The organism is Hymenobacter aquaticus, assembly GCF_004765605.1.
Taxonomy (GTDB): Bacteria; Bacteroidota; Bacteroidia; order Cytophagales; family Hymenobacteraceae; genus Hymenobacter; species Hymenobacter aquaticus.
Genome location: NZ_SRLC01000001.1, coordinates 2,243,118 through 2,268,310 on the forward strand (window position 1 = coordinate 2,243,118; position 25,193 = coordinate 2,268,310).

Sequence of the window (25,193 nt, forward strand, 5' to 3'; positions counted from 1 at the left end):
CCACGAATTTACCCATAGAAAAGCCCCCGCACCGAGCTGGCGCGGGGGCTTTTTTATGGAGAATAGTTGAGCCTGTCTACTCCGGGAAGTCCGCTGAGTCGCCGATGCTGGCGACGCTTTCCAGCTCTTTTACCAGGGCGGCAAATTTCTCGCGGGCGCCTTTCACGGCGGCTTTGCCCAGGGGCAAATGCAGGGGCGGATTTTCCTGGCGCACCACGTCGTACATAATCTGAGCGGCGCGCTGCGGGTCGCCGGGCTGGCGGCCACTGTAGCCCTGAATGCCCTTCAGGTTTTCGCCCACGGTGCTGCGGTAGTCCTCGATGCTGGTGTCGGCGTAGGTGGCCGAGCTGCCGGCCCACTCGGTGCGGAAGCCGCTGGGCTCAATGTTCGTCACCTTGATGCCGAGCGGCGCCACCTGCTGGGCCAGGCTTTCGCCAATGGCTTCGAGGGCAAACTTGCTGGCGTTGTAAACGCCCACGCCGGGGAAGGTTTTCAGGCCCCCGATGCTGGTGATGTTGAGCACGTGGCCGCTGCGCCGCTCGCGCAGGTGGGGCAGCACGGCCCGCAGCACGTGTAGTGGCCCGAATACGTTCACCTCGAACTGGCGCTGCACCTCGGCCGCGTCGATTTCCTCGATGCTGCCCAGTGAGCCGTAGCCCGCGTTGTTGACGATAACGTCGAGGTGGCCGAAGTGCTGGATGGCATCGGCAATTCCCTGCTTCACCTGAGCCTCGTCGGTTACTTCCACCACGAAGCCGCGGCCGTTAGCGCCGGCTTTTTGGGTGAAGGCCTCGGCCTGCTCCGGCTTGCGGAAGGTAGCCGCTACTTTGTCGCCTTTCTCGAGCAGCAACTCGGCCAGCGCCGCACCGAAGCCAGTGCTGACGCCGGTAATAAACCAGTGTTTGGGGGTAGTAGCCATGTCGGAAGGATATGGGGAGAATAGAAAGTCATGCCGGCTGGTGCCGGCTGGCTGTTTCAACCGGCAGCCGGCCCCGCAGGTTTGCCCCCGGCCGAAATTACTTAGCAGAATCAGCGCCTGACGCGCCGGCGAATTATTATCAACCCCTGATTTACAATACTTTCACCTTCATGCCAGGAATTTCTTTTCCGTCTCGGTTTCCCGGTGAAAGCCCAAACGAAAGCAGCCGCCCTGGTCGGGGCGGCTGCCAAAAAATCCAGCGCTGCGGGCTACACCCGGAAGGTGAGCACCGGGGGCGCGGCGTGCACGGCCACGTTTTCGGCCACGTTGTGGTGCAGGTAGTGGCTCAGGCCGGTGTGGGCGTGGGTCGGCATCACGACCAGGTCGGCGTGGGCCTGCTGGGCAAACAGCGGAATGCCCACGCTGACGTCGGCCGCGTCGATAACCTCCGCCTCGCAGTGCGCCAGGTGGTGGCGCTCGGCAAACGACTGGATGCGGGCCATAGCCTCCGAGTACTGGTCGATGTCGGGCACGACTTTGAGCAGGTGCAGGGTGGCATCGGGGAAAACCGCCTGAATGCGCTGCAAATCGGGTACGGCCCGGTCGGCTTCGGCCGAGAAGTCGGACGGAAACACGATGTGCTGCACGTTGAACTGCATTTCCGGGTGCTTCACGGTGAGCACCGGGCAGGGTGCCGTGCGCACCAGCCGCTCGGTGTTGGAGCCGGCAAAAAAGTGCTGCCAGGCGCTGTGCTTCTGTGCCCCCATCACCACCAGGTCGATGTTGCGCTCGGCAATGACGTCGAGCACCGACTGCACCAGCGTCGAGGTCCGCAGCACGTCCTGCACGGGCACTTCGGGTACCAGGCGCTGGCCCTCGGCCATGAGCTCGTGCATCTGGTGCTTGATCTTTTGCAGCAGCTTAATCATGAACACGTCTTCGATGGTGCTGCCGCCAATGCGCCCGCCCGACGAGCTGAAGCGGGGCGTGTCGTGCTGCTCTTCCACGTGCAGCAGCGTGATGCTGCCGCCCGTGCGCTGCGCCAGCCGCAACGCCACTTCGAAGGCATTGTGGGCGGCGGGGGAAAAATCGGTGGGTACCAGGAGGTTTTTCATACGAATGGAACCTGAGTGAGCAACTGGGTTTGGGAACAGCGCCTCGAAAGGCCGGCCATCCTGCCCCGCGCACGGGTATCTGGCAGCGTCGGTGGGTGATAAGCTGGGCTTTCAACCTGGATAATATATTCATTATTTATGATTATTACAAGCAAACCCTCTTGACATTTACCTGGCCTCGTATGGGTTGCGGCTTTTTACCCCGGATACCTTCCGAAGCGCGCTACCGAGGCTTCGCCACCGGTGAGCGGGCCGCACCACTCGTAGTATTGTTTCCCGGTATCTTCACGCCCCGGCTGGCCGTGCTATGCGGCCGGTTATTGTCCTCCCTAAAGCATCGGTTTCGGCCAGCCCGACGGGCTGGGACTGCTGCTGTGCTCTGCCATGAAAAAACTCACCTCCAACCTCACCTTTCAGGTCCTGACGGCCATTGCCCTGGGCATCGTGGTCGGGGCGCTGTTTCCCGCGTTCGGGGCGGCCCTCAAGCCCATCGGCGACACGTTCATCAACCTGATTAAGATGCTCATCGCGCCCATCATTTTCCTGACGGTGGTGCTGGGCATCGGGGGCATGGGCGACCTGAAAAAAGTGGGCCGCGTGGGCGGCAAGGCGCTGCTGTACTTCGAAATCGTGACGACCCTGGCCCTGATTATCGGCATCACGGCAGCCAACCTGAGCAAGCCCGGCGTGGGCATCGACGCCCGGGCCTCGGTGGCCACCCAGACGGCCGCGCAAGCCGCCGAAGCCTCCAAATACACGGCCCAGGCCGGAGAAATGAACTGGGTGGAGTTTTTTACCCACGTGGTGCCGCACAGCGTGGTGGGCGCCTTTGCCGAGGGCGACGTGCTACAGGTTCTGCTCTTCGCGGTGCTGTTTGGCATGGCGCTGGGCCGCATTTCGCCCACCTACAGCCAGCCCCTGATTGCCACGTTTGAGCGGTTGTCGCACGCCATGTTTGCCGTGCTGGGGCTGGTCATGAAGCTGGCCCCGCTGGGCGCGTTTGGGGGCATGGCCTTCACCATCGGCAAGTACGGCCTGGCCACGCTGCTGCCGCTGGGCCAGCTGATGCTGGTGGTGTACGCCACCATGTTTCTGTTCATTTTCGGGGTGCTGAACGCCATTATGCGCTACTACGGCCTGAGCTTGTGGCGCTTCCTGGGCTTTATCAAGGAAGAAATCCTGCTGGTGCTGGGCACGTCCTCGTCCGAGTCGGCGCTGCCACGCATGATCGACAAGCTGGAACGCTACGGCTGCTCCCGCTCGGTGGCCGGCCTGGTCATCCCGACGGGCTACTCCTTCAACCTCGACGGCACCTCTATTTACCTCAGTATTGCCGCTATTTTCCTGGCCCAGGCCTTCGGCATCGAGCTTTCCTTAACCCAGGAGCTGACGCTCATCGGGATTCTGATGCTGACCAGCAAAGGCGCGGCCGGCGTCACGGGCTCGGGCTTCATCGTGCTGGCTTCCACGCTGGCCGCCACCAAAATTATTCCGGTGGAAGGCGTGGCCCTGCTGCTGGGCGTCGACCGGTTTATGAGCGAGGCCCGGGCCATTACCAACGTCATCGGCAACGGCGTGGCCACGCTGGTCATTGCCAAGAGCGAGGGCGAGTTTGACGAAGCCCGGCACCAGCTGGCCCTGGCCGGCGTAGTTTCCGCCGCCGAGTCGGATGAGGTGAACGTATAGCCGGCAGCCGGGGGCCGCCAGAAAAACCCTTTCGCCGGTTAAAAACCCTATTTTTGTCTTTCCGCCCCGCCTTCACCCAGCGGACCTTTCTGCTTATGCCCCACCCTTGGCTCCGAGCCGGCCTGCTGCACCTGGGCGTGCTCGGCGCGCTGCTGTCTGCCCCCGGCCACGCCCAATCCCAGTCGCCCGCCGCGGCCCCGACCACGATTCTGTTCGTGGGCAACAGCTTTTTCCACGGCCGCTACGAGCCGGCGTTCAGCTACAACGCGGCCACCATCACGGTGGAGAAAGTCGGGCAGCAGAAAATCGGGCCCTGGGGCGGCATCCCGGCTATTTTCAAAACCCTGACCGAACAGGCCGGCCTGCGCTACGACGTTCATTTTGAGTGCATCAACGGCGAGTCGCTGAAGATGCACTACGACAGCGCCCGGGCCATTATCGGGCAGCCGCGCTGGAACACGGTGGTGCTGCAGGAGCACAGCCTGTGGCCCCTGCCCGCCCGGCGCAGCGGCCGGCCCGAGGTATTCCGCGACTACGCCACCCGGCTGGAGCAAGTGGTGCACAAGGCCAACCCCCAGGCCCGGCTGTACTTCTACCAGACCTGGGCCCGCGCCGACCAGACCTACGCGCCCGACAAAGCATATTCCGGGCTGCCCATCGACTCGATGACCCTGGACTTGCACCGCGGCTACTACCTGGCCGCCCGGCAAAACGGCCATTTCGCGGGCGTGGCCCCGGCCGGCGACGCCTGGCTGCGCGCCATGCGGGCCGGCGTGGCCGTGCGCAACCCCTTCGCCCCGGAAGCCGGCCAGCTGAACCTGTGGGGCGAGGACAACTACCATCCCAGCCAGTGGGGCGCCTACCTGAATGCCTGCGTGCTGCTGGCCGAAATTACGGGCTACGACCCGCGCCGGCTGGGCGCGCAGGAGGCGGCGGCGGCGGCGCTGGGCATCACGCCGGCCCAGGCCGTGAGCCTGCAGCGCATTGCCGCCGAGCAGGTGCTGGCGGCCCGCCCCGGCGCTTTTACGCCGGGCGCGGCTGCGAAGTCGGCCCCGAAAAGCAGCCCCCGCCAGGTCAAACTCAAGGCAGCGGCCCCGGGGAAATAGCGCCGGACTGCTGGTCGACTGCTGCCCGCCGGAACCTCCGGCGGGCTTTGTTGTTTACAGAGCATCCGGCGGCACCAGCGGCAGCTGGCCGGGTGAGGCTGCCAGCCGGTGGATTTGTAACTATCCACTTTGCGGCCTTACCTTCGCCGGGTCAATTCTTTCTGACCAAAGGATTGTTTTTATACAGAGGCGTGGAGAGACAGGCTCGACGAAACGCCGGCAACCACCCGCAGCAGCGGAACGGTGCCAATTCCTGCCCATATAAAAACAAGTTGCCGTGGACGCTGCCAACAACTTTTTCGCCCTTTCCGCTGCTTTCGTAGCCCAGCCCCAGTCTGCCCCGGTTGCAGGCTGTTGTTGGCCGCTGGCTGCGGCTGGCTGTTGTTGCTAGTCCCCTTCCTCCTTCCTGCCGGTATCCGCTGACCGCCCTGCATTTCCTGCCGGGCCGGGTTGGCTTTGCGGCGGCGTATGGCCCGGCCGCGCCCCTGCCCGTCTGATGTTAACTCCCTAAACAGCTCCCCGCTGCGGCGGGGTGCGTCTGCGGGCTTCGGCCAGGGTTTTGCGCGCTTTCCAGCCCCGCGCGGCAGCTTCGTTTCCTGCTTCCTGCTTTTTCTCCGGCCCCTGCGTTGCCGCAGTTGGCTGCTGTCGTTTGTCCCCTTTCCTTCTTCATTTATTCTAGTCTCATGGCCCAGCCTCAGAAGCCGATTGGCATTTATTACGAACACCCCGAATGGTTTAAGCCCCTGTTTGCCGAGCTGGACCGCCGGGGCCTGCCCTACGAAAAGATTGACGCCGCCCACCACCTCTTCGACCCGGCCGAAACCGAGAGCCGCTACTCCCTGGTGGTAAACCGGATGAGCTCCTCGGCTTACCTGCGCGGCCACGGCCAGGGCATTTTCCACACCGCCGGCTTTGCTACCCACCTGGAGCGCATCGGCACCCGCATCATCAACGGCTCGGCGGCCACCAGCATCGAAACCAACAAGGCCCGGCAACTCTCGCTGTTTGCCTCCTTGGGCTTGAAATACCCGAAGTCCTTCGTGGTCAACCACGCCTCGCGCATTGCCGACGCGGCCCGGCAGCTCCAATTCCCGATTGTGGTGAAAGTCAACATCGGCGGAAGCGGGGCGGGCATCATCCGCTTCGACACGCTGGAGGGCGTGGAGGCCGCCGTAGCCGCCAATCAGATTGATCTGGGCATCGACCAGACGGCCCTGGTGCAGGAATACGTGACGCCCCGCGGCGGCAACATTCACCGGGTGGAAACCCTCGACGGCAAGTTTCTCTACGCCATGAAGGTGTTTACGACCGGGGAAAGCTTCAACCTCTGCCCGGCCGAAATCTGCCAGATACCGGAGGAGCCGGCGGCCGAGTTCTGCCTGACCGAAGCGCCCAAGAAAGGCATTCAGGTGGAAGCCTTTACGCCCCCGGCCGAGGTGATTGAAGCCGTGGAGCGCATCGTGGCCGCCGCCAAAATCGACGTGGGCGGCATCGAGTACCTGATTGACGACCAAACCGGCGACGTTCTCTTCTACGACGTCAACGCCCTGTCCAACTTCGTGGCCGATGCCGTGAACGTCGTCGGTTTCGACCCCTACGCCCGCTTCGTGGACTACCTCGAAAGCCAGCTGCCCGCCCCGGCAGCCGCCAAGGCACCTGTCGCCGAAGCCGCAGTAGCCTCAGTCACGGAGTAGCTGAGTGAGTGCGCGAGTAATGATTTAGCACATTATTCACATTCGCCACATCAGCACATTAATCTCACATTCACCACATTAGCACATTAAGAAAATGCGTTACGGATATTGGATGCCCGTTTTTGGCGGGTGGCTGCGCAACGTCGAAGACGAGAACATGCGCGCCGACTGGGACTACGTCAAAACGCTGGCCCAGCGCAGTGAGGAGCTGGGCTACGACCTCTCGCTCATTGCCGAGCTGAACCTGAACGACATCAAGGGCGAGGAAGCTCCCAGCCTGGATGCCTGGAGCACAGCCGCCGCCCTGGCCGCCGTGACCAAGAAAATCGAGCTGATGGTGGCCGTGCGGCCCACGTTTCACTCCCCGGCCCTGCTGGCCAAGCAGGCCGCCAACATCGACCACATCAGCGGCGGCCGGTTGTCCTTGAACGTGGTGTCGTCGTGGTGGCAGGACGAGGCCAAGAAGTACGGGGTGCACTTCGAGCAGCACGACGACCGCTACGCCCGCACCGCCGAGTGGCTGCACGTGGTGGATAATATGTGGAAGCAGGACCACTTCACCTTCGAGGGCAAGTTCTACCAGGTCACCGACTCGATTCTGCAGCCCAAGCCCGTGTCGCGCCCCCGGCCGTTTCTCTATGCCGGCGGCGAGTCGGAGGCGGCCAAAAACCTCATTGCCGCCCAGTGCGACGGCTACGTGATGCACGGCGACGACCCGGCGGCCATCGGCCGCCGCATTCAGGATCTGAGCCAGCGCCGCGACAAGCTGGGCTTGCCGCCCATGAAGTTTGGGGTGGCGGCTTACTCGGTGGTGCGCAACACTGAAGCCGAGGTAAAAAAGGAGCTGGCGCGCATTACCAACGTGCAGGGCTCGGCGGCGGGCTACAAAAACTACCAGCAGTGGCTGGCCGGCACCCAGCTCGAAAACCAGGTTTCGTTGCAGGACTACTCGGTATCGAACCGCGGCCTGCGCTCGGGCCTCACCGGCACGCCCGACCAGGTAGCCGAGCAAGTGGCCGCCTTCGAGGCCGTGGGCGTAGATTTGTTCCTGCTCCAGTGCAGCCCCCAGCTGGAGGAAATGGAGCGGTTCTCGGAAGCCGTTATTCAGGTGCTGGCCTAGGCTGGGTTTCCGGAGCGGTTTACAGCACGGTCACCCCAGAACGTCATGTCGAGCAGCGCGAGACATCTCGCGTGCAATGGTAATTTGATTACTGTTGCGGGAGAGATGCTTCGGCTGTGCTCGGCATGACGTTCTGTTTTGTGTAGTTCTGGCCCCAACAACGACCGCACGCGAGATGTCTCGCGCTGCTCGACATGACGTTCTGATTTACCCCCTTCTATGAAGCTCGATATTCTGATGATTGCGGCCCACCCCGACGACGCGGAAGTCGGCTGCGCGGGCACCTTGATGAAGCACATTGCCAAGGGCCGCCGCGTGGGCGTGGTCGACCTCACGCGCGGGGAGCTGGGCACGCGGGGCTCGGCCGAGCTGCGCGGCCAGGAAGCCGCCGACGCGGCCCGCATCCTGGGGCTGCACGTGCGCGAAAACCTGGGCATGCGCGACGGGTTCTTTCTCAACGACGAAGCCCATCAGCTGCGGGTAATCGAGGTGATTCGCCGCTTCCGGCCGTCTATTATTCTGACCAACCCCAACGTGGACCGCCACCCCGACCACGGCCGGGCCGCCAACCTGGTGCACGACGCGGCGTTTCTGGCGGGCTTGCCCAAAATCGAAACCCGGTACCAGGGCCAGGCGCAGCCCGCCTGGCGGCCCGACCTGATGCTGCAAGTCATCCACAACACCTACGTCAAGCCCGACATCGTGGTGGATATCAGCGAGTACTGGGAGCGGAAGCTGGCGGCCGTAACGGCGTTCAAAAGCCAGTTTTACCACCCCGACTACGAAGACCCGACCTCGACCTACATTTCCTCGCCCGACTTTCTGAAGATTCTCGAAGGCCAGGCCCGCGACTGTGGCAAGTACATCAACGTGCCCTTTGCCGAGGGCTTTACCTGCCGCCGCCTGCTGGGCGTCGACGACTTATTTCAGCTGCGGTAGTTGGGCATGTGGGCGGGCCTGCGTATGTTTGAAACTGTCGCGCTACCACTTTTAGGCCTGATAGTTACTGAATGCAGCTGTATACTCCCGGGCTTCACATCCTGGCCACGTTCCGCGCGCCGGCCGCCCGCCTGACCGATGCCACCGCCTGCCGGGCCTTTTTCGATGAGCAAATCAGCCGGCTGGGGCTGGTGAAGGTGGGTCAGGTGTACCACTCGTTTCCCAACCAGAGCTTCACGGCGGTGGTGGGCCTGACCGAGTCGCACCTGAGCATTCACACCTGGCCCGAGTTCGGGCAGGCCACCTTCGACGTGTTTTTGTCGAACTATCAGCGCGACAACTCGGCCACGGTGCGCCGGCTCTACGCCGAAACCCTGCGCTTTTTCGAGGCCACGGAGCTGTCCAAAACCGAGGTAGCCCGATGAGCGAGCTGGCAACGACCCTGGAAGCCCACCTCAGCTGCCCTTCCTGCGCCAAGCTGCTGACCTACTACGACGCGGTAAACAGCACCCATTTCGCCTGCCCGCAGTGCCACACCTTGTTTGCCCAAACCGCGAAGGGCGCCACCGAGAAAGTCCGGCAGTTTCAGGATGTGCCGCGCCTGGCGCCCTGCCTGCCGCTGGGCAGCATCGGCACCCTGCCCGACGGCCTGCTCTACCGCGTGACGGGCTACATGCTGCGCAAGGAAAAAAGCACGCCGGCCCGCTGGCAGGAGTTTATGCTCTTCAACCCCACGGCCGGCTACGCCCAGCTTTCCCTCTACGAAGGCCACTGGATGTTTATCCGGCCGACCCAGGAAGAATACAAGGGCCTGTCGGGCCGCTCGGGCAACCACCGCGTGGTGTTGGACGGCGACACCACGTTTTCTATCTACAACAAGTACCAGCCCCAGATTCTGTACGCCACCGGCGAGTTCGACTGGAACATCCTGGACGACGAGCGGCTCACCATCACCGAGTTTGTGGCCCCGCCCCGGATGCTGATTGAGGAAAAAGCCAAGGGCCGGGCCGTGGAGTGGTACCGGGCCGAGCACATCGAGCCCGGCGCGGTGGCCCGGGCGTTTGCCGTGCCCATGTCGCGCATCCCGTTCCGCACGGGCGTGGGCGCGGTGCAGCCGGCCCCCGGCGGCGACTCCTGGCCGGCCCTCAAGCAGTTCACCATTTTGCTGCTGCTGCTGGTGCTGGTCACGGAAATGGTGTTTGGTATGATCCGGCCCCACCGGCAGCTGCTGCGCGAGAGTTTCGCCAGCGGCCCCACCCAGTCGCTGGTTTTGCCCGCGCCGGCCGCGGCGGCGGCCACTGCCACGACCGAGAAGGTGCTGGTGTCGATGCCGTTTGAGGTGCCCGACAGCACTACCAGTCTGCAAGTCGAGGTGCGGGCCGACCTCGACAACAGCTGGCTGGAGCTGCCGGTGAGCCTGGTGAACGAGCAAACCGGCCGGGGCTTCGAGTTTACCAAGAACATCGAGTACTACCACGGCTACGAAAGCGGGGAAAGCTGGTCGGAAGGCAGCGTGGAGGCCGACGCCCTGCTGACCCGCATTCCCGCCGGCCGCTACCACCTGAACCTGTACCCGGCCTCGGAAAACAACCGCCCCGTGAGCTTTACCGTCACGGTGACGGAAAATCCCTGGCTGCCGTCCAACCTGCTGCTGCTCGTGCTGGGCCTGCTGCTCTACCCCGGCATTCTGATCTATCGGCGCCAACAGCACGAGCAGAGCCGCTGGGAGCAAAGTGACTATACACCCTAATTCCCCACTCCCACGCGCTATGGAATTGCCCGACCTATCTAAGATAAAAGTGTACGCCGCGCTGGCCCTGCTGGCCTACGGCAGCTACGTGTGGGCCTCGCTGCACGGCATCCGCCTCCTGGGCGACGACAACGAAACCACCGAAAACATCAACGGCACCGGCAGCCACTCCAGCGGCCACGCCGGCCGCTCCAGCTTCTACCACAAATAGGTGAGATGGTGAATGAGTGAATGAGCTGTTCTGCTCCTATCCGCTCAACCCTACTACTTCACTCATTCACTCATTCACTCATTCACTACCTCACCGCATGGAATACCTCAACTTCAAGCTCATTACCGCCTCCGTCGTTTACTCGGTTATCGGTATTCTGATTCTGGTCGTCAGCTTCGTTATCATCGACAAGCTCACGCCCAAGACGCTCTGGAAGGAAATCGTGGACGAGCACAACACGGCCCTGGCCATCGTGGCGGCCGCCTTTATGCTGTCGGTGGCCCTGATTATCAGCGCGGCAATTCATGGCTAACGGCCCCGTGCTGAGTCCGCCCGCCTTGGGCCGCCGGGCCCCGGCCGCCGACCACCTGCCGGCCCTGCTGCTGGGCTCGGTGTTCGTCATTGCCACCTGCGGCCTGATCTACGAGCTGATTGCCGGCACGCTGGCCAGCTACCTGCTCGGCGACTCGGTCACGCAGTTTTCCACCATCATCGGGGCCTACCTGTTTTCGATGGGCATCGGCTCGTGGCTGTCGCGCTACCTCGACGGGGCCCTGCTGAAGTGGTTTATCCGCCTCGAAATCCTGGTGGGGCTGGTGGGGGGCTTTTCCGCGCCGCTGCTGTTCGTGCTCTTCGAATACGTGGCCTCCTTCCGCCTGATTCTCTACTCGCTGGTCGGCCTCACCGGCATTCTGGTCGGGCTGGAAATTCCGCTGCTGATGCGGATTCTGGAGAACCGCTACGAGTTCAAGGACCTGGTTTCGCGCGTGTTCACCTTCGACTACATCGGGGCCCTGCTGGCGTCGCTCATCTTCCCGCTGGTGCTGGTGCCCCAGCTCGGCCTGATTCGCACGTCCCTGTTTTTTGGGGCCCTGAACGTGGTGGTGGCCGCCGTGGCCCTGTACCGCTTCCCCGAAACCCGCCCCTACCGCCGCAGCTTCACGGGCCTCATGGCCGGGGCGCTGCTGCTGCTGGCCCTGGGCTTTGGCTACGCCGAGCGCATCATGACCTACACCGAAACCCTGGCGTTTCAGGACCAGGTTATCTACAGCAAAAGCACGGTCTACCAGCGCATTGTGCTCACGCGCAACAACCGGGAGCTGCGCCTGTTCCTCAACGGCAACCTGCAATTCAGCTCGGCCGACGAGTACCGCTACCACGAAGCCCTGGTGCACCCGGCCATGCAGGCCCTGCCCCGGGCCCGGCGGGTGCTGGTGCTGGGCGGCGGCGACGGGCTGGCCGTGCGCGAGCTGCTGAAGTACCCCCAGCTCCAGCATATCCGCCTCGTCGACCTCGACGCGGGCATGACGGAGCTTTTTCAGCACAACCCGCTGCTGCTGGCCCTCAACCAGGGCGCCCTGAACAACCCGAAAGTGCAGGTCGTCAACGGCGACGCCTACCAGTGGGTGCGCCACGACACCACCCGCTACGACCTGCTGGTCATCGACTTTCCTGACCCGTCCAACTACTCCATCGGCAAGCTGTACAGCACCTCCTTCTACGCCGAGCTGCACAAGCTGCTGGCCCCCGGCGGGCTGATGGTGGTGCAAAGCACCTCGCCCTACGTGGCCCGGCAGTCGTTTTGGTGCATCAGCCACACCCTGCAGGCGGCCGGCTTCCACACCATTCCCTACCACACCTACGTGCCGTCGTTCGGCGAGTGGGGCTACGTGCTGGCCGGCCGCAACGGCCACTGGCGCGGCGACGGGAAGCTGCCCGCCGGCCTGCGCTACCTCACGCCCGGCACCCTGAAAGAAATGCTGCACTTCCCCCCCGACATGGCCGAAGTGCCCACCGACGTCAACCAGCTCAACAACCAGGTGCTCGTGCGCTACTTCGAAGACGACTGGGCCCCTTACACCCACTAGCGGCCGTAGCACCGGCCGCCCGGCTCGCCCGAAGCGCCGGCAAGGATGATTGAAGCACTAAAAAGAACGGCCGAAGCACCGGCAAGAACATCCGAAGCGCTGGCAAGGCAGCCTGAAGCTTTGGAAAGAATGACCGAAGCCCCGGCAAGGACGGTCGAAGGCTTGAAAAGAACGACCGAAGCAATAAAAAGAGCTATTTCCACTTCTTAGGTCGTCCTTTCTAACGCGGGCCGCCCTCTTTCCGCCTTTTCTTTCCCTCTCTTATGCCCTCTCCCAATGCTTCCCAGTGCCCCTTCCTGCCCGGCCGCCGCGAGTTTCTCGGCCGCACGGGGCTGGGTCTGGCCGGGCTGCTGCTGAGCCCCGCGCTGCTGCACTCCTGCGCGCCCGGCTCGGAGCGGGCCCACATCCGGGGCACGCTGCGCGGGGCCAACCACGCCACGGGCCACCGGCTGCGGCAGCCAAACCAGCTGCCCGCGCCCAGCCGCACGCTGCGCACCGACGTGGTTATCATCGGCGGCGGGGTGGCGGGCCTCTCGGCCAAGCGCTGGCTGCACCGCCACGGCCAGCCGGAAGTGCTGCTGCTGGAGCTCGACGCGCAGGTGGGCGGCAACTCGGCCGCGGGCCACAATGCCACCTCGGCCTATCCCTGGGGGGCGCACTACCTGCCCCTGCCCGACCCGCGCAACCATGAGCTGCTGGCGTTTCTGCGCGAGGCGGGCACCATCACCGGCTTTGCCCCCGGCGGCCTGCCCATCTACAACGAGTACCACCTCTGCCACGACCCCGAGGAGCGCCTGCACGTGCAGGGCCACTGGCAAACCGGCCTGGTGCCCGAGCTGGGCGTGCCCGCCCCCGACCGCGCCCAAACCGCCCGTTTCTTCGCCCTGATTGAGGAACTGCGCCGGGCCAAAGGCCAGGACGGGCGCGACGCCTTCGCCATTCCGCTGGATCAGTCGTCGGCCGATGCGCGGTTCCGGCAGCTCGACACCGTTTCCTTTGCCGACTACCTCACCCGCCAGGGCTTCACGGCCCCGGCCCTGCGCTGGTACCTCGACTACTGCTGCAAAGACGACTACGGCACCACGGCGGCTTACACCTCGGCCTGGGCCGGCCTGCACTACTTCGCCTCCCGCAAGGGCCAGGCCCACAATGCTACCAGCGCCGACGTGCTGACCTGGCCCCAGGGCAACGGCTTTCTGGTGGAGGCGCTCCGCCAACAGGCCCCCGCCGGCATCGTCCCCCAGACGCTGGCCTACGCCGTGGAGGAAACCGCCACCGGCGTGCAAGTGCTGGCCTACGACGCGGCCCGGCACGAAACCATCCGGGTGGAGGCCCGGCAGGCCTTGCTGGCGACGCCCCAGTTCGTCACCCAGCGCCTGCTCCGGGGCTTTGCGGGCGCGCCCCCACCCCGGCCGCCGCTGCACCGCGCCCCCTGGGTGGTGGCCAACCTGACCGTGGACGGCCTGCCCCAGGGCCCCGGCGCGCCCCTGAGCTGGGACAACGTGCTCTACGGCAGCGCCTCGGTGGGCTACGTGAATGCCAACCAGCAGGACCTGGCCCTGGGCACCCAGCAGAAAGTCATTACCTACTACTGGCCCCTGACCGACGAAGCCCCCGACGCGGCCCGCCGCCGGGCCTACGCCACCACCTACGACCAGTGGCTGCAACCCATTCTGGCCGACCTGGAAAAAGCCCACACCGGCATTACGGCCCGCGTGCGGCAGGCCGATATCTGGGTGTGGGGCCACGGCATGGTAGCCCCCACGCCCGGCGCGCTGTGGCACGCGGGGCGGCAAGAAGCGGCCCGGCCCCTGCGCGGCAAGCTGTTCTTTGCCCACACCGACCTGAGCGGCATGTCGATTTTTGAGGAAGGCTTTTACCAGGGCATCCGGGCGGCCCGCGAAATGCTGGGCAGCGCATGAGCCAGCCTACGCCCCAACCCTGGATTCGCTCGGCCTGGTTTGATGGCCTGTGGCTGCTGGCGCCGCCGTTTCTGGCGCTGCTGGTCGTGCTGGCCCTGCCCGCCGAGTTTCGGGCCTCCACCCACATGCCGCTACTGGGCTGGGTGGTGCTGGTGGTTTTTATCGATGTAGCTCACGTATACAGCACGCTGTTCCGCACCTACTTCGATGCCCCGCGCCGCCGACAGCACCGGCAGCTGCTGTGGGTTGCGCCGCTGGGCTGCTACGCGGTGGGCGTGGCCCTGCACCAAGTGGGCGGCCTCGTGTTCTGGCGGGTGCTGGCTTATCTGGCGGTGTTCCACTTTATCCGGCAGCAATACGGCTTTCTGCGCCTCTACGCCCGGCACGAGCCCGCCTCGGCCCCCAGCCGCCGCCTCGATACCGCCCTAGTGTATTACGCTACCCTCTACCCGCTGCTGTACTGGCACTTTTCCCCCGGCCGCAACTTCACCTGGTTCGTGGAAGGCGACTTCCTGCAACTCGACTGGCCCGCCGGGCGCTACGCGGCCACGGTGCTGTACGTGGCCTTGCTGGGACTCTACGGGGCCAAAGAGCTGCGCCAGTGGCTGTTTTACCGCACCTTCAACCTGCCCCGCAACCTGCTGCTGCTGGGCACGCTGCTGTCCTGGTACTTCGGCATCGTGTACTTCAACGGCGACCTGGCCTTTACCCTGCTCAACGTCGTGTCGCACGGCATTCCCTACCTGGCCCTGGTCTGGATTAGTCGGGAGCCGGCCGGGCCGCCCGTGGCCGGGCAGCGGCCCGGCTGGTGGCAGAATTATGCCGTGCTGGGCTTCCTGGGGTTTCTGCTGGCGCTGGCCTATCTGGAAGAAGGTATTTGGGATGGGCTGGTATGGCGGGAGCACGCCTCGGTGTTTGGCTGGTTTCAACAGCTGCCCGCCGTACAAAACCCGGCGCTGCTGGCCTGGCTGGTGCCGCTGCTGGCCTTGCCGCAGGCTACGCACTACGTGCTGGATGGCTTTATCTGGCGCCGCCCGAAAAAGGCCCGGGCCTGATGAGCACCTAATGCTACTTCGGCGACCAGCTGGTGCACGGCCGTGCGCGAAGAGCGGGGCAAGTGTATCCGGGGCCGCAACGGCTCAATGCTGGTGGTGTTTACCACCGGCCGGGCCATACCGGGCAGCTCCGCAAAACGCCGCCGGAATCCGGCCATCTTCTGTACGTTGCTTACGCTAAGCCTAGCTAAGATTCAGCTCTACTACTACGGCCGTGGAGCCACCCGCGTCGTCGTCCGTTACCAGCAGGGCTTCGTAGCGGGCGGCACTCAGGGCGCGGCGCACGACCACACTTTCCACTTTGCCCCGGTAAGGCCGGCCATCGGGCAGCACCAGGTGGGCCATTCGCAGCGGAGCCTGCTGCTCGGCCGGCAAAAGCCCCACGAAGCTGCCCAGCACCTCCCCATCGGCCACGGCATCCATAGTATCCTCTACTGAAGCGGTGATAAACACGGTGTTGTCGAAGGTGCAGGCGCCGGAGAAGCCCGCGGGCTTGCCCTGTAGCGTGGGCAGTTCGTAGTGCTGCTGCCGCACGGCCGGCACCGGACCCTGGTGGCGCAGGCAATTCAGGGCCGGCAGCAGCGGCAGCCGGTACACGATGTTGCCGGCCGTGGCGCCCACGGTCCGCTGAAACAGCAGCAGCTCGGTGGCCGTAGCCGCCGCCGCTTCCAGGTTCAGCACGATACCAGCCGGCAGCGTCTGCCGCAACGTGGCGTACAGGCGGCTCAGCGACACGGGCTGCACCGTGGCCGAGCCCGGCCCGGCGGGCAGCGCCACCCAGAAACCCTGCTCCCGGGCCGCCGTGGCCCCCGAGCCCAGCACCAGCAGGCCGGTTTCGCCCCCGGCATCGGTAATGGCCGTCAGGCTTTCCAGGTCGGGCTTGCGGTCCTTCGGAATGCGGCCGGAGCTGAAGTGGGCCGTTTCGAACAGCATCAGACTGTGGCCCGCCACCAACGACTGCGCCGCGAAGCTGTACAGGTACGGCGAGTCGTCGCCGATGATGTAGGCCGTGTCGCCGACTATTTCAATTCCCGAGGCCGAGGGTAGCTTGGGCAGGTCAATCTGGCGGAGAATGGTAGCTTTCATAGCAGAAGAAGGGCAAAGCCGGGCCGCGCGGGCAAGCATCCGACAACCAAATACTAGCCTCTATTCGCAGCGGGCTACTGTTTGGTTATCGTAAACTCGACCCGGCGGTTCAGCTTGCGGGTTTCTTCCTTGGCGTTGCTGGCCCGGGGCTTGCTGCCGCCGTAGCCAATGGTGCTGATGCGGGCCTCACTGATGCCCCGCGTCACCAGGTAGCGCTTCACCTCCTGCACGCGGTCCTCGGAGAGCTGCTGGTTTAGGTCGGCCCGGCCCTGGTTGTCGGTGTGGCCCTCCAGCCGAATGGCCACGGTGGGGTTGTCGGTCAGGGTGCGGGCCAGCCGGTTCAGCTCGGCGTAAGACGCCGGCAGCAGGGTGTATTTGCCCTGCGCAAAAATCAGGGTGGGCAACTCGAGCTTGGCCCCGACCTCGGCCGGCACCACCAGCAGCTCCCGGGTAAGGGCGGCCGTCATGCGCACGGTGTCGGTGCTGGCCAGGAAGCCCGGGCTGGCCGCCGACAGCCGGTAGCGCCCGGCCGGCAGCGAAAACTGAAATACCCCGCTGGCATCGGTGCGCAGCGTGGCGTTGAAGGCAATGTCGTTGTCCAGCCGGATGGCTTTCACCTCGGCCTTTACCGGCGTGCGAGTCTTGGCATCCAGCACTTTGCCGGTCAGCATCATGCGCTGTGCCACAGTGGGGGCGGCCGTCCGCACGGTGTCGGCGGGCGCTACCCCGCTGGCCGCCGTCCGAAACAGGTCGGCCGGACCGTTGGGGGTGCGCGACGAGGCATAGTAGGCCTGCTTGCCGTCGGCACTGAGCATGAAGTAAGCGTCGAAGCCCGGGCCGTTGAGGGTGGGCCCCAGGTTGCGGGGCTCACTCCACTTGCTCCAGCTGTCATCCAGGCGGGTACTCACGAAAATATCGGCGCTGCCGTAGCCGGCATGCCCATACGAGGCAAAGTAGAGGGTGCGGCCATCGGGCGCCAGCCAGGGCGCAAACTCAAAGCCGGGCGAGTTGAGCACTCCGCCCAGGCTCTGTGGTTCGCTCCACGAGCCATCGGTCAGCGCCCGGCTCACGTAAATATCATTGCCCCCGAACGAGTCGCCGCGCTCCAGCGACAGCAGCAGCAGCTTCTGGTCGGCCGACATGAAAAAGGTCGTCGCCGCGCCGGCCGAGTAGTAGTTCGCAATGTCCAGCACGGCGGGCCGGGTGGCTTTGGCCTTCATACCTCCGTCGCGGGGCACCAGCGAGGCGCCCTCATCCAGAAAGCTGCCGTCGCGCCCGTAGCTGCCCCGCACCAGCAGCAGGTCGCCCTGCGGCCCCACCACCGACATTACGCCGTTGTTTTGCCGCGTGTTCAGGGCATCCAGCCGTACGGCCGGGGCCCAGCTTTGCCCGTCGGCCGACTGGCTTACCCAGATATCTCCCGAGTCGGTGTTGCCTTCCAGGTTGCCCGCGTACTTGGTGCGGGCCAGGTACAGGGTTTTGCCGTCCGGCGTCAATACCGGGTGCAGCTCGTTGCCCGGCGTGTTCAGGCTGGTCAGGGGCTGGGCGGCGCCAAACCCGGGCTGGCTGGGGTCCAGGTTGAGGCGGAGCTTAAACAGCCGCCATTGCTGCGTGGCCCGGTTAGCCGAGCGCTGCGCGACAATGGGCGTGCCGTTAAACTTATCGGAGGAAGCAACCGCCGCGCATTTGTCATTGCCCCGGCTCACGAGCTCATAGCTCCCGATGGGCCCGGCCGGCACGAGCTTCCACTGCTGATAAAAGCTGCCCGACCAGGGCCGTTGGACCAGAGCCGCGTTTTCATCGGGCTTCTCGACGGTCAGGCACTTAGTGCTGTGCTTGGCTTCCAGCCGGAAATACTCGCCGCCCGGCGTGATGCGCACAAACCGCCACTGCTGGCTAGAGGCGTGCGTAAATTCCCATTGCACTACTCCGGCCCCGGCCTCCGTCGATGCCCCGGCAATATCCAGGGAGCGGCCACTACCGCGGGCTACTACGCCGTACCAGGCGTTTTCATCGGGAACAAAAGCGGCTGACTGCGCCACCGTTCCGGTAGCATGCAGCAGCAAGGGCAAGAGGAAAAAGCTAAACAGGAAACGACGCATGCACGCAAAACGGATGGACTGGCGCGCAAGTTAGGGTTAAATCTGAGCGGGCGGGGCTCCTGGGCCAAGCCAGCCGGCAGCAGTAGCAACCGGCCGGCTTGGCCCGGAAGGAGCAAACGGGCCACCCGGCACAGCCCTAATCGTTGTGGATGTACTTGAAGCGTACAAACCGCTCGTTTTCGTAGATGGCGGTAAAATGTCCACCCGACCCCTGCGTCTCCGACTTACGTTCGGCAGCCGCCCGGCTAGGCTTGGCGGGCATGGCGGAGGAGGTGGGAAATGCGCCGGGCATCATTGCGGGCACGTGGCAAATAAAGGATAGAATTTTGGACGCCATGATGTGTTGTGTTAGGTGGTAAGAAAAAAGAGAAGTTCAACTACTTACAAGGAAACCAAGTGAAAGAAAATATTTGAATAGTTCACTTACATCCCTTCCTAACAAATATAAAGATATTATTATTCGATTGAATGATGCTAAGGTATATTTTTTATTAAAATAATCTACTCCGTAGCAACCCGCAATTATTTCTCCGTACCAGTACGGATGTAGCGGTCCACATTCGCTGTTTGCGGGTCATGAGGCCGCTTTTCCTGCCGGCTTACGGAATGAGCTTGTTGCGTAGCGCGTACCGGATCAAGCCAATCACCGACTTCGACTTGGTTTTGGTTAGCATGTTTTTGCGGTGCGACTCCACGGTTCTTTCGCTGATGAAGAGCTGCTCGGCAATATGCTGGTTGGAATGCTCCTGCGCGATGAGTTGCAGGATTTCAGCCTCGCGGCTCGTCAGCTCCACGACGGGCGGTGAGCTTCGGGTGGCATGACTGGCCTGAATCTCCATATTCTGCACCATAGTGGCCGTTACTTCCTGCCCAAAATAGCGCTGCCCGGCCGCCACCGCCCGAATGGCGGCGCTTAGCTCCTGCGGGCTGGTACTTTTCAGCAGGTACCCCGAGCCGCCGGCTTCCAGCACGTCGGCCACGGAAGCATGATCCTGAAACGTGCTCAGAATCAGAATCTGCACCTGGGAATAACGCTGGCGAACGGCCCGAATAAGCTCCACGCCGCTCATGTGCGGCATGTTCAGATCGAGCAGGGCCACGGTGATTTCGGGGTGTTGCGCCAGCAGCGCCAGGGCCTCACTGCCGCTGTTAGCCACCGCCGCAATCCGGATATCCTCTTCCTTCCGCAACAGCGTGCTGATACCAGCAACGACCAGTGGATGGTCGTCTACGACCAGCACTGCGATATTGGAAACGTCGGTACTTAATTTCTCCATGACCAGAAGCTTCACTCACAACAGGCACTCAATCTGGCAGCCGCGCCTACCCTTCAACCTCTTCACTTTCCGCGCTTGATCAGCTGTTATCCCAACTGCGGATCAATCGTAAGTGAAACTTAGGCAAATACTTACAACTTTCCAAAAATCATTCTTATTGGCATATTACATTTTATAACTACTTAATTTACATATAAATACCCCTATATACACCCCTAAAAGCGGGGCACTTAAACGTTTTATAGGCTACTGAAGAACCGCTAAATGCCAATAAGTTGTACGTTAGGCCCAAAGGCCTGCCAGCCCCGGTCCGGACGTAAAAAAGCCCCTGCTTGGGGTAAGCAGGGGCTTTCGTTGGGATGAGCAGGCAACTAGTTCTTCATGCCGTACTTGGCCCGAAACTTCTGGTTCAGGTAGGTTTGCTTGTTGGTCATGCTGAACGCGCGGCCGTCGATAAAGGCGTGGGTCACGTTGTTGGTGCGCATGTCCAGCAAGTCGCCGCTGCTGACCACGAGCGTGGCACTTTTCCCGGCTTCGAGGCTGCCGTAGTCCTTATCGAGACCCATGATGCGGGCCGGGCTGAGCGTCACGGCCGTCAGGGCCTGCTCCTTGGTGAGGCCGTGGCCGGCGGCGGTGCCAGCAATAAAGGCCAGATTGCGCGAGCCGGCCGTTTCCTGGTCGCCCTCGTAGTCGAGGCAGAACCGCACGCCGGCTTGCTGCAACAGGCTGGGTAGCTTGTAGGGCAGGTCGTAATCGTCGCCGGCCCGGCGGGGCAGGGCGTGAATGCGGGACAGAATTACGGCCACGTCGTTCTGCTTCAGGAAGTCGAGCATCATCCAGGCGTCGCGGGCCCCGATGACGGTGACTTTCTGCACGCCCAGGCGCTTGGCAAACCGCACGCCCTCAATGATTTCCTTACCGTAGTCGGCGTGAATAAACAGGGTTTTAGAACCGTCGAAGAGGCCGGCCAGGGACGAGAGGCGCAGGTTTTCCCGGCGGCCGGCGGGCAGGGCGCGGTAGGCCGAGGCTTCGGAGAGCAGTTGCTCCAGGTCGCGGAGCTGCTGTTGCCGGGCCTTGTCGCGCTTTTCCACGGCCATCGGGTCTTCGGTCGGGTTGAGCTTGATGACCATCGGCGGCCAGTTCAGGTGCAGACCGTCGTCGGCTTTTACGGCCGCGTCCTGCCAGTTCCAGGCGTCGAGCTGCACCACGCTGCTCTGGCCCGAGAGCATGCCGCCGCGGGGCGTCACCTGGGCCAGCAGCACGCCGTTGGTGCGCACCGTCGGGATGATGTCGGAATCGGTGTTGTAGGCAATCAGGGCCCGCACGTTGGGGTTGAGCAGGCCCACTTCCCGCTCGTCGACGGTGGCCCGGATGGCTTCTACTTCGGTCAGGCCCAGAGTCGTATTGGGCAGAATCAGGCCGGGGTAGATTTCCTGGCCTTTCACGTCGACTACCTCGTAGACCGCTTTGTCCTGGCTGAAGCCCGCCTGGGTTCCGGCGTAGAGGATGCGGCCCTTGTCGAAGGCCACGGCGGCGTCGGGCACTACGGTGCCGTTGCCCACGTGCAGGGTGCCGCCCACGAGCAGCACGGGCTTGCTCTGGGCGGGCGCCGGGGCGGGCACCTGGGCCAGCAGCGGCGCGGCCGTGAGCAGGGTTAGGGAAAGAAATAATGCGGAAAAACGCATGAGAGTGCAGTTATGTAAGGTTAAAGCAGCTGGCTTTTCTTGGGAGAAAATGGTGGCCGGCTTAGTTGTCCAGTTCCTTGTCTTCGCCCATCGTGTCGCAGTGGAAGTGCTTGTTGGCCTTGGCCGTGGCCCCCTGCGTGGGCGCGCCGGCTTTCTTGGCGTCCAGCATTTTCTGCACGATGCGCAGCCGCTCCTTTTCCACTTCCTGGCGCATCCGGGCGTCCGATTCCACGTCGAACATCTGGCGGCCATCCACGAAAGTGCGCTCGGGGTGGGCGTAGATACTCAGCGGGTGGTCGGTCCAGAGCACCACGTCGGCGTCCTTACCTTCCTTGATGCTACCCATGTTCTTGTCCAAGTGCAGCATTTTGGCCGGGTTGATGGTCACCAGCTTCAGGGCTTCCTCTTCCGAGAGGCCGCCGTACTTCACCGTTTTGGCCGCTTCCTGGTTGAGGCGGCGGCTCATTTCGGCGTCGTCCGAGTTGATGGCCACGTTCAGGCCCGCGTCGTGCATGATGGCCGCGTTGTAGGGAATTGCGTCGCGCACCTCGTTTTTGTAGGCCCACCAGTCGGAGAAGGTACTGGCATTCACGCCGTGGGCCTTCATCTTGTCGGCCACCTTGTAGCCTTCCAGAATGTGGGTCAGGGTGTTGACCTTGAAGCCCATCCGGTCGGCCACGTTCAGCAGCATGTTGATTTCGCTCTGCACGTAGCTGTGGCAGGTGATGAAGCGCTGCTGGTTGAGGATTTCAACCAGGGCTTCGAGTTCCAGGTCGCGGCGCGGAGCCTCCCCTTTCTTCTGCTTGCCCTTGCCGAGCTTGTTCCAGGCTTTCCACTCCTGCTCGTACTCCTTGGCCCGGGTGAAAGCATCCACGAACACCTGCTCCACGCCCATGCGGGTCTGGGGGAAGCGCAGCACGTTCATCTCGCCCCAGTTGCTTTGCTTCACGTTTTCGCCCAGGGCAAACTTGATGAAGCCCGGCGCGCCCTCGATTTTCATCTGCTCGGCCGTCATGCCCCAGCGCATCTTGATCAGGGCCGACTGCCCGCCGATGGGGTTGGCCGAGCCGTGCAGCAGCTGGGCAGCCACCACGCCGCCGGCCAGGTCGCGGTACACGTCCACGTCCTCGGCATCGACCACGTCGCCGATGCGTACTTCGCTGGTCACGGCCTGGGTGCCTTCGTTCACGCCCTCACTGATGGCCAGGTGGGAGTGCTCGTCGATGATGCCGGGCGTGAGGTGCTTGCCGGTCCCGTCGATGCTGCGGCCCCCGCTGGGCACGCTCAGGTTTTTGCCGATCTTCTGGATTTTGCCGTTTTGCAGCAGCACGTCGGTGTTTTCGAGCTTGCCGGCGGCCTCACTGGTCCACACGGTGGCATTCTTGATGAGCACCGTTTCCTGCTGGGGCACCTGGGCGCGGCCGAAAGCCACAAAGGGAAACAACGCCTGCCCGATCTGCACGGGCTCGGGCGCTTTGATCGAGTCGCGGCGGGCGGCGCGGGTGGCTTCCTCCTGGCGCTGGGCGCTCCACTTCACGCTTGTGGCGTCGGCGAGCTGCCCGTCGCCCTGAAACAGGCGGGTTTCGGGCGTGTAGAAGCCACTCAGGCGCACGGCCGCGCCCTTGGTTTTGGGCGTGGGGTTATACACAATCGTGGCCAGCTCCCCATTCACCGACAGCGCGCCGCGCACGGTGTCCTTGGGGGCCAGCACGAGGCGCATTTCGGGGGCGTCGGGCTTGCCGGCCACCAGCATTTTCAGCTCGGGCTGGCTGCCGATTTTAAGCGTGTACACGCCGCGGTAGTCGCTGGGCACGGTGCTGAGCTGGTAGCGCTGGCCCTGCACCCAGTTGTCGAGCAGCACGTTGTCGTCGGCAAAGAGGCGGTTAGAGCACACCAGGAAGTTGGCCACCATGCCCGCTTTAAGGCTGCCCACCTGGTTCTGCAGTTGAAGCAGCTCGGCTGGCGTGGCGGTAAGGGCGCGCAGGGCCTGCTCCTCGGTCAGGCCGTACTGAATGGCCTTGCGCAGGTTGGGCAAGAACTTCTTCTTGTCCTTCAAGTCGGCGGCCGACAGGGCAAAAGGCACGCCCGCTTTGGCCAGCATGGCCGCGTTGGCCGGGGCCATTTCCCAGTGCTTGAGCTCCTCCAGGGAAATGCGCGACGCGTCGTAGAGGTCATCTACATTATAGGCGTCGGGGAAGTTGAGGCTGACGATGAGCGGGGCCTTGGTAGCCTGCACGTCGGAGAGGCGCTGGTACTCGTCGCCGCGGCCTTTGAGAATGTACTGCACCCCAAACTCGTCACCGACCTTATCGGCCCGCAACGCCGACTGCTTGTCGCGCACGTCGAAAATCTGCGGGAGCTGGCGCTGCTGGTTGAAGGCCCTGAGCGACAGGTTTTGCTCCTTGGCCGGGTTGCGCTGGTTCCAGTCGGCGTCGAGGTAAGTTTGGCGCAGCAGGGCGATGCTGCCCATCAGGGAGCTGGGGTAGTCCTGGGTGCTGGTGCCTTTGTCAAAGGAAAAGGCGGCGGCGGCGCGGTCGGCCAGCACTACTTCCTGCTCCTTGCGGTTGGTATTGAGCGTGACCAGGGCGGCGGTACCGCGGGCTATGCCGTCGGCCTGCTGGGTGAGCACCGCCCCGAAGCCCAGACGGCGGTAAGCGTCGGCCTGGTCGTCGTTGACTTTGAACAGCTCGGCGGCGCTGGTTTCGGGATGAATGGCCTGATTCCAGTCGTAGGCCCCGGCTTTCTGGCTTTCAAACTGCGGCCCACTGCGGCGGCCCTGGCGCTCGGGCGCCTTCACCTCGGGCAGGCCGTAGCTGGCGTACAGATCCACGAAGCCGGGGTAGATGTAGCGGCCTTTGAGGTCGGTAACTACCGCGCCGGCCGGAATCTTCACGCCCGTTCCCACTGCCTCTACCCTACCATCCCGGATAACGAGCGTGGCGTCGGTGAGGCGGGTTTTGTAGTCGGTGAAGATGGTGGCGTGGGTAAAGGCGTAGAGCCCGGGCCGCTGGTCGTACACGCCGTTGCGCGGGTAGGTGCTGGGCTGGGCCTGGGCGGCCACCGCCGTGCTGAGCAGCAGGCCGCCCGCCAGACCTAGCTGGCGTAGAAATAGGGACATGGAAAAACGGTGGAAGGTGATGGATAAGGCATCGGACTGGAAAGGTAGCGGCACCGTTGCACTTTCCGGCCGTTTTTCCGGAAAAATCCGCACTACCACCGGCTTTTATAGCATCCGTCAACCTTTCCGGTTCATCAATAGTAGTTACCGTATTATCTGCTCCAAACCCTATCCCACCATGCGCAAAGGCACCCAAGTAAGCTGGAAATACGGCACCGGCACGGCCACCGGCAAAATCGAAGAAACCCACAAAGAGTCCGTCACCCGCAAGCTGCAGGGCGCCGAAATTACCCGCCACGGCACCCCCGATAACCCCGCATTCGTCATCGTGCAGGAAAACGGCGACCGGGTGCTCAAGCTCCAAAGCGAAGTGAAGGCACGCCTCACCCCCGGCCCCTCTCCCAAGGAGAGGAGAGCCTGACGACGCAGAATCGTCGGCTTTCGCCTCCGGTTCTGCCCCCGCCGGTTTATTAAGCCGCTAAATTCAGAAGTCGTTAAACGCAACTGCCTCCGCTGAAAAGCGGAGGCAGTTGTTCGTTG

Annotated in this window: 21 protein-coding genes and 1 riboswitch; of the genes, 13 read left to right on the top strand and 8 right to left on the bottom strand. The window is 63.5% G+C overall.

What is annotated here, in order from left to right; all coding sequences use genetic code 11:
• Window positions 1-76: 76 nt before the first annotated feature.
• On the bottom strand, window positions 77-919 hold the full coding sequence (locus tag E5K00_RS09230) for an oxidoreductase (protein ID WP_135462930.1): 843 nt from the start codon (window positions 917-919) through the stop codon (window positions 77-79).
• 269 nt (window positions 920-1,188) lie between these two features.
• Complete coding sequence (locus E5K00_RS09235) at window positions 1,189-2,034, bottom strand: universal stress protein (RefSeq protein WP_135462931.1); 846 nt, start codon at window positions 2,032-2,034, stop codon at window positions 1,189-1,191.
• 384 nt (window positions 2,035-2,418) lie between these two features.
• On the opposite strand from E5K00_RS09235, the gene E5K00_RS09240 reads away from it, so the two are divergent.
• From E5K00_RS09240 to E5K00_RS09295, 12 genes are all read left to right on the top strand, one after another.
• Window positions 2,419-3,720, top strand: a complete 1,302-nt coding sequence (locus tag E5K00_RS09240) for a dicarboxylate/amino acid:cation symporter (RefSeq protein ID WP_135462932.1) — start codon at window positions 2,419-2,421, stop codon at window positions 3,718-3,720.
• Window positions 3,721-3,815: 95 nt separating this feature from the next.
• Complete coding sequence (locus E5K00_RS09245; protein ID WP_135462933.1) at window positions 3,816-4,826, top strand: DUF4886 domain-containing protein; 1,011 nt, start codon at window positions 3,816-3,818, stop codon at window positions 4,824-4,826.
• A gap of 176 nt (window positions 4,827-5,002) precedes the next feature.
• Window positions 5,003-5,094, top strand: a riboswitch (SAM riboswitch).
• A 415-nt stretch (window positions 5,095-5,509) separates the two neighbouring features.
• Window positions 5,510-6,520 carry an ATP-grasp domain-containing protein gene (locus E5K00_RS09250; RefSeq protein ID WP_135462934.1) on the top strand — a complete coding sequence of 337 codons (1,011 nt, stop codon included), beginning with the start codon at window positions 5,510-5,512 and terminating at the stop codon, window positions 6,518-6,520.
• Between the two features lie 94 nt (window positions 6,521-6,614).
• Window positions 6,615-7,640, top strand: a complete 1,026-nt coding sequence (locus E5K00_RS09255; protein ID WP_135462935.1) for an LLM class flavin-dependent oxidoreductase — start codon at window positions 6,615-6,617, stop codon at window positions 7,638-7,640.
• Window positions 7,641-7,859: 219 nt separating this feature from the next.
• A complete protein-coding gene (gene bshB1 / locus E5K00_RS09260) occupies window positions 7,860-8,579 on the top strand; it encodes a bacillithiol biosynthesis deacetylase BshB1 (protein WP_135462936.1) in 720 nt (239 codons plus the stop codon).
• A gap of 71 nt (window positions 8,580-8,650) precedes the next feature.
• Entirely contained in the window at window positions 8,651-9,004 is a 354-nt protein-coding gene (locus E5K00_RS09265; RefSeq protein ID WP_135462937.1) for an S-adenosylmethionine decarboxylase family protein, read from the top strand.
• Window positions 9,001-10,329 carry a DUF4178 domain-containing protein gene (locus tag E5K00_RS09270; RefSeq protein ID WP_135462938.1) on the top strand — a complete coding sequence of 443 codons (1,329 nt, stop codon included), beginning with the start codon at window positions 9,001-9,003 and terminating at the stop codon, window positions 10,327-10,329. The genes E5K00_RS09265 and E5K00_RS09270 overlap by 4 nt, the downstream gene beginning before the upstream one ends.
• Window positions 10,330-10,348: 19 nt before the next feature.
• Complete coding sequence (locus E5K00_RS09275; RefSeq protein ID WP_135462939.1) at window positions 10,349-10,540, top strand: hypothetical protein; 192 nt, start codon at window positions 10,349-10,351, stop codon at window positions 10,538-10,540.
• A 97-nt stretch (window positions 10,541-10,637) separates the two neighbouring features.
• Window positions 10,638-10,853, top strand: a complete 216-nt coding sequence (locus E5K00_RS09280) for a DUF350 domain-containing protein (protein ID WP_135462940.1) — start codon at window positions 10,638-10,640, stop codon at window positions 10,851-10,853.
• Complete coding sequence (locus E5K00_RS09285) at window positions 10,846-12,408, top strand: polyamine aminopropyltransferase (RefSeq protein WP_135462941.1); 1,563 nt, start codon at window positions 10,846-10,848, stop codon at window positions 12,406-12,408. Before E5K00_RS09280 ends, E5K00_RS09285 begins: the two co-directional genes overlap by 8 nt.
• Window positions 12,409-12,671: 263 nt before the next feature.
• Complete coding sequence (locus E5K00_RS09290) at window positions 12,672-14,330, top strand: FAD-dependent oxidoreductase (RefSeq protein WP_135462942.1); 1,659 nt, start codon at window positions 12,672-12,674, stop codon at window positions 14,328-14,330.
• Window positions 14,327-15,385, top strand: a complete 1,059-nt coding sequence (locus E5K00_RS09295) for a hypothetical protein (protein ID WP_135462943.1) — start codon at window positions 14,327-14,329, stop codon at window positions 15,383-15,385. Before E5K00_RS09290 ends, E5K00_RS09295 begins: the two co-directional genes overlap by 4 nt.
• Window positions 15,386-15,568: 183 nt before the next feature.
• On the opposite strand, the gene E5K00_RS09300 is transcribed toward E5K00_RS09295, so the two are convergent.
• From E5K00_RS09300 to E5K00_RS09325, 6 genes are all read right to left on the bottom strand, one after another.
• Window positions 15,569-16,471 (bottom strand): DUF6929 family protein, encoded by a 903-nt coding sequence (locus E5K00_RS09300; RefSeq protein ID WP_135462944.1) that lies wholly within the window; start codon window positions 16,469-16,471, stop codon window positions 15,569-15,571.
• A 74-nt stretch (window positions 16,472-16,545) separates the two neighbouring features.
• Window positions 16,546-18,573, bottom strand: a complete 2,028-nt coding sequence (locus E5K00_RS09305) for an RICIN domain-containing protein (protein WP_135462945.1) — start codon at window positions 18,571-18,573, stop codon at window positions 16,546-16,548.
• A 136-nt stretch (window positions 18,574-18,709) separates the two neighbouring features.
• Window positions 18,710-18,910, bottom strand: coding sequence for a hypothetical protein (locus E5K00_RS09310; RefSeq protein ID WP_135462946.1), 201 nt, complete (start codon window positions 18,908-18,910; stop codon window positions 18,710-18,712).
• 262 nt (window positions 18,911-19,172) lie between these two features.
• Window positions 19,173-19,850 carry a response regulator gene (locus E5K00_RS09315; RefSeq protein WP_135462947.1) on the bottom strand — a complete coding sequence of 226 codons (678 nt, stop codon included), beginning with the start codon at window positions 19,848-19,850 and terminating at the stop codon, window positions 19,173-19,175.
• Between the two features lie 371 nt (window positions 19,851-20,221).
• Complete coding sequence (locus E5K00_RS09320) at window positions 20,222-21,535, bottom strand: amidohydrolase family protein (protein ID WP_135462948.1); 1,314 nt, start codon at window positions 21,533-21,535, stop codon at window positions 20,222-20,224.
• A 61-nt stretch (window positions 21,536-21,596) separates the two neighbouring features.
• Window positions 21,597-24,653, bottom strand: a complete 3,057-nt coding sequence (locus E5K00_RS09325) for an amidohydrolase family protein (RefSeq protein WP_135462949.1) — start codon at window positions 24,651-24,653, stop codon at window positions 21,597-21,599.
• A gap of 178 nt (window positions 24,654-24,831) precedes the next feature.
• Between E5K00_RS09325 and E5K00_RS09330 the strand changes: the two genes are divergently transcribed.
• Window positions 24,832-25,074 carry a hypervirulence associated TUDOR domain-containing protein gene (locus E5K00_RS09330; RefSeq protein ID WP_135462950.1) on the top strand — a complete coding sequence of 81 codons (243 nt, stop codon included), beginning with the start codon at window positions 24,832-24,834 and terminating at the stop codon, window positions 25,072-25,074.
• Window positions 25,075-25,193 lie beyond the last annotated feature (119 nt).

Bases quoted from the DNA above. Each gene is read 5' to 3' on its own strand.
- E5K00_RS09230 (WP_135462930.1), bottom strand. From the start codon at position 919: ATGGCTACTACCCCCAAACACTGGTTTATTACCGGCGTCAGCACTGGC.
- E5K00_RS09235 (WP_135462931.1), bottom strand. From the start codon at position 2,034: ATGAAAAACCTCCTGGTACCCACCGATTTTTCCCCCGCCGCCCACAAT.
- E5K00_RS09240 (WP_135462932.1), top strand. From the start codon at position 2,419: ATGAAAAAACTCACCTCCAACCTCACCTTTCAGGTCCTGACGGCCATT.
- E5K00_RS09245 (WP_135462933.1), top strand. From the start codon at position 3,816: ATGCCCCACCCTTGGCTCCGAGCCGGCCTGCTGCACCTGGGCGTGCTC.
- E5K00_RS09250 (WP_135462934.1), top strand. From the start codon at position 5,510: ATGGCCCAGCCTCAGAAGCCGATTGGCATTTATTACGAACACCCCGAA.
- E5K00_RS09255 (WP_135462935.1), top strand. From the start codon at position 6,615: ATGCGTTACGGATATTGGATGCCCGTTTTTGGCGGGTGGCTGCGCAAC.
- bshB1 (WP_135462936.1), top strand. From the start codon at position 7,860: ATGAAGCTCGATATTCTGATGATTGCGGCCCACCCCGACGACGCGGAA.
- E5K00_RS09265 (WP_135462937.1), top strand. From the start codon at position 8,651: ATGCAGCTGTATACTCCCGGGCTTCACATCCTGGCCACGTTCCGCGCG.
- E5K00_RS09270 (WP_135462938.1), top strand. From the start codon at position 9,001: ATGAGCGAGCTGGCAACGACCCTGGAAGCCCACCTCAGCTGCCCTTCC.
- E5K00_RS09275 (WP_135462939.1), top strand. From the start codon at position 10,349: ATGGAATTGCCCGACCTATCTAAGATAAAAGTGTACGCCGCGCTGGCC.
- E5K00_RS09280 (WP_135462940.1), top strand. From the start codon at position 10,638: ATGGAATACCTCAACTTCAAGCTCATTACCGCCTCCGTCGTTTACTCG.
- E5K00_RS09285 (WP_135462941.1), top strand. From the start codon at position 10,846: ATGGCTAACGGCCCCGTGCTGAGTCCGCCCGCCTTGGGCCGCCGGGCC.
- E5K00_RS09290 (WP_135462942.1), top strand. From the start codon at position 12,672: ATGCCCTCTCCCAATGCTTCCCAGTGCCCCTTCCTGCCCGGCCGCCGC.
- E5K00_RS09295 (WP_135462943.1), top strand. From the start codon at position 14,327: ATGAGCCAGCCTACGCCCCAACCCTGGATTCGCTCGGCCTGGTTTGAT.
- E5K00_RS09300 (WP_135462944.1), bottom strand. From the start codon at position 16,471: ATGAAAGCTACCATTCTCCGCCAGATTGACCTGCCCAAGCTACCCTCG.
- E5K00_RS09305 (WP_135462945.1), bottom strand. From the start codon at position 18,573: ATGCGTCGTTTCCTGTTTAGCTTTTTCCTCTTGCCCTTGCTGCTGCAT.
- E5K00_RS09310 (WP_135462946.1), bottom strand. From the start codon at position 18,910: ATGGCGTCCAAAATTCTATCCTTTATTTGCCACGTGCCCGCAATGATG.
- E5K00_RS09315 (WP_135462947.1), bottom strand. From the start codon at position 19,850: ATGGAGAAATTAAGTACCGACGTTTCCAATATCGCAGTGCTGGTCGTA.
- E5K00_RS09320 (WP_135462948.1), bottom strand. From the start codon at position 21,535: ATGCGTTTTTCCGCATTATTTCTTTCCCTAACCCTGCTCACGGCCGCG.
- E5K00_RS09325 (WP_135462949.1), bottom strand. From the start codon at position 24,653: ATGTCCCTATTTCTACGCCAGCTAGGTCTGGCGGGCGGCCTGCTGCTC.
- E5K00_RS09330 (WP_135462950.1), top strand. From the start codon at position 24,832: ATGCGCAAAGGCACCCAAGTAAGCTGGAAATACGGCACCGGCACGGCC.